Consider the following 2,557-nt stretch of genomic DNA (forward strand, 5'->3'; position numbering starts at 1 on the left):
AAAAACGAGTGGGGTTGGTTCGCCATTGGGTCGATTTCATCAGGCAAAGGTCGCGTGTGTAGATAAACAATCAAATTGACTTAATCTCTATTATACGACCAACGCACCGGGGTCTTATTGAACGGTTGGGAAAATACAAAAAATTTGCCCAGCCGGGATTTCACTGGATAATACCAGTCGTTGACCGTATGTATATTGTTAACATAACCGAACAAATGGTTGATGCCCAACCGCAGGAAATTATAACCAATGACAACTTAAATGCCAGTGTTGATGCCCAGGTTTATTTCAGAGTTCTGGAGACAGAGGAAAATGTCAAAAGTTCTCAGTACAACGTGCATGATTATAGAATACAGATTGTCAACCTGGCCCGAACTACCCTGCGTAACATTATTGGAACGCTCACGCTGCGGTCCGCCAACAGCGAGCGGGGTAAAATGAACGCGGAATTACACGAAACCTTAAAAAACGAAACGGCCAGTTGGGGAATCGTTATTATACGGACAGAACTGAAAGAAATAGATCCGCCCAAGGATGTACAGGAAACAATGAACAAAGTAGTCAAGGCAGAAAATGAGAAAATCGCGGCCATCGATTACGCAACGGCGGCCGAAACGGTGGCCGATGGCGTGAAGCGGGCAAAAATCAAAGAAGCGGAAGGCTACAAGCGGTCAAAAGTATTACATGCCGAGGGGGAGGCAGAAGCCATAAAACTAGTGAACGTGGCTGCGGACGAATTCTTTACGGGTAATGCGCAATTACTGAGGAAACTGGAAGCCGTAGAAAACGCCTTGAGCACAAACACCAAAATTGTTATTCCAAGTGGATCGGAGTTAGTAAATGTTATCAGTGAAATGGCAGGATTGTTGCCCATTAATACCCACAAAGAAAAAGGGCAGGCTGGTAAGAATGGCAAAGTGGGCGAACTGGCCTGAAATACACCTATGTTGAACAAAGTCATGACACCAGTTCTCTATTCATCCGATGTAGCTATAGGCATAGGCCCCGGCTGTATCGTTAAGGCACTAGCCAAACTGGATGGCCAGATGCACAAGGAAGGACAGGTAGTCCGGGAGTTACTGGCCGACTGGCCGCATAGTGATTTATCTGTTTGTGCCCTGTTTCTGCGGGATAACGTGCGCGAAACCATTGACGTAGCACGTACTTTTGGCCTGCGCCAAATGGCCAACAAACGGGTTGAACTGACAAAGCAGACAAAAAAGAGGTTCATCAATATCCTGCTTCGGGTGGCCCGGGCACACGAGGGTATATCGCGGGAAGAGCGGGAATTTATCCGGCAGTTCTGGGAAGAACTACAGCGACTCTGAGTCTGATCATTTCCCGGCAGGTCCTGCTGGCTGGATTACCGTACATGCCAATTATTCTACAATCACCGGCAGTACAGCCCAGTGAAAACGTGACCCATTAATTGAATCGGAGAATAACACGGGTCGCAACGCTTTATCCGGTATCGGCGCAGGGTAGAAGTTGACCCGGCTCAGCCGTTCGATCCGATGCCCTTTTATGGAAATAGCACCCTTTGCTGGGCTTGACACCAAAGCTGATTTGAATTCATTCATGCCTGACTAGCCAGGATTTGGTAAGTAGTCAGGCATAAGCACGATTTTATTAGTCCTTGTGTATCCGATTTTGATAATCCATTAGTTCTTCCTTGGTCTTAAAAAAACTCGTTCGTAGGGGGATAAGCTGGATGTTCACATTGACTCGTGCCGAGCCAGCATGATCACCGGTTGGCTTTATACCGTAAATGGCAGTGGTTATCACCAATTCATGGCATTCTGTACGCTCCCGAATAAGGAGGGTGTTGGCAAGGCTCCCATCCAGGATGATCTGCATGATTGTACCCTGGAAAAACGGAAATTCATTTGTGGTTCCGAACGGTTGATCGACCCATACCGTGTCGCCAACCATAAAGGGAACTTCGAGCGGTTTAAGTGTAAGTTTCATGCTGTGAGAGAGTTAGGGAGTAACTTGACCGACAGCTTAGAAAGCAAAACAGGGGCGGAAAAGGGATTAGTATTTACCAGGTAGTAGTATAGAATTAACCATACAGGAGGGGTAATGTTCATAAATCCTTAGCTGATTCAATGTATGATAAAATCGTCAACATTATGCAAGGTTGGGAAGTTTTCCAAACTGAGACATTTCCCAACGTTGAGCCAGTTCAAACCCTTTCCGCTTGTACTGACTCAGCAGAAAATGGAACGCCTGACCTGGTAATCCAGTATCAGGTAATTCGTCCTGATTGGAGATACGTGACATGAGGGCATCAAATTGTAAATCCTGCCATAATGCCCAGTCCTGGGCTGATAGTTGCTGTTTTAGATAAGTATGTAGCAGCTCATCCCGGGTTGGGTCCCGGTTGTCTGTTGTTTGGCAAGAATAAACCTCAATGGCGCGAACAATGCGCCCCAAAGCATCCAATTCAGTAGTCGATTGCATTAGTAACTGATGTTACGCATGGTTGATCTATCTGTAGCAACCTCTTTCTAAATTTACTCAAAAACACCACAAAAAGCGCTCATGGAGTTTATAT

4 protein-coding genes are annotated in these 2,557 nt (G+C 46.1%); 2 read left to right on the forward strand and 2 right to left on the reverse strand.

Annotated elements, in window-relative coordinates:
- The first annotated feature begins 92 nt into the window (after positions 1-92).
- Both B157_RS35105 and B157_RS0111410 read left to right on the forward strand, forming a co-directional pair.
- The gene (locus B157_RS35105; RefSeq protein ID WP_281168458.1) at positions 93-935 is read left to right on the forward strand and encodes an SPFH domain-containing protein; all 843 of its coding nucleotides are present in this window, start codon (positions 93-95) and stop codon (positions 933-935) included.
- A gap of 24 nt (positions 936-959) precedes the next feature.
- Entirely contained in the window at positions 960-1,328 is a 369-nt protein-coding gene (locus B157_RS0111410; RefSeq protein ID WP_245565060.1) for a tellurite resistance TerB family protein, read from the forward strand.
- Between the two features lie 301 nt (positions 1,329-1,629).
- Here B157_RS0111410 and B157_RS0111420 read toward each other — a convergent pair whose 3' ends face one another.
- Together B157_RS0111420 and B157_RS0111425 are read right to left on the reverse strand one after the other, a co-directional pair.
- A complete protein-coding gene (locus B157_RS0111420; RefSeq protein WP_020603457.1) occupies positions 1,630-1,968 on the reverse strand; it encodes a hypothetical protein in 339 nt (112 codons plus the stop codon).
- 162 nt (positions 1,969-2,130) lie between these two features.
- Positions 2,131-2,463, reverse strand: coding sequence for a hypothetical protein (locus tag B157_RS0111425; RefSeq protein ID WP_020603458.1), 333 nt, complete (start codon positions 2,461-2,463; stop codon positions 2,131-2,133).
- Positions 2,464-2,557 lie beyond the last annotated feature (94 nt).

This window comes from Spirosoma spitsbergense DSM 19989 (genome assembly GCF_000374085.1).
GTDB classification, from domain to species: Bacteria; Bacteroidota; Bacteroidia; order Cytophagales; family Spirosomataceae; genus Spirosoma; species Spirosoma spitsbergense.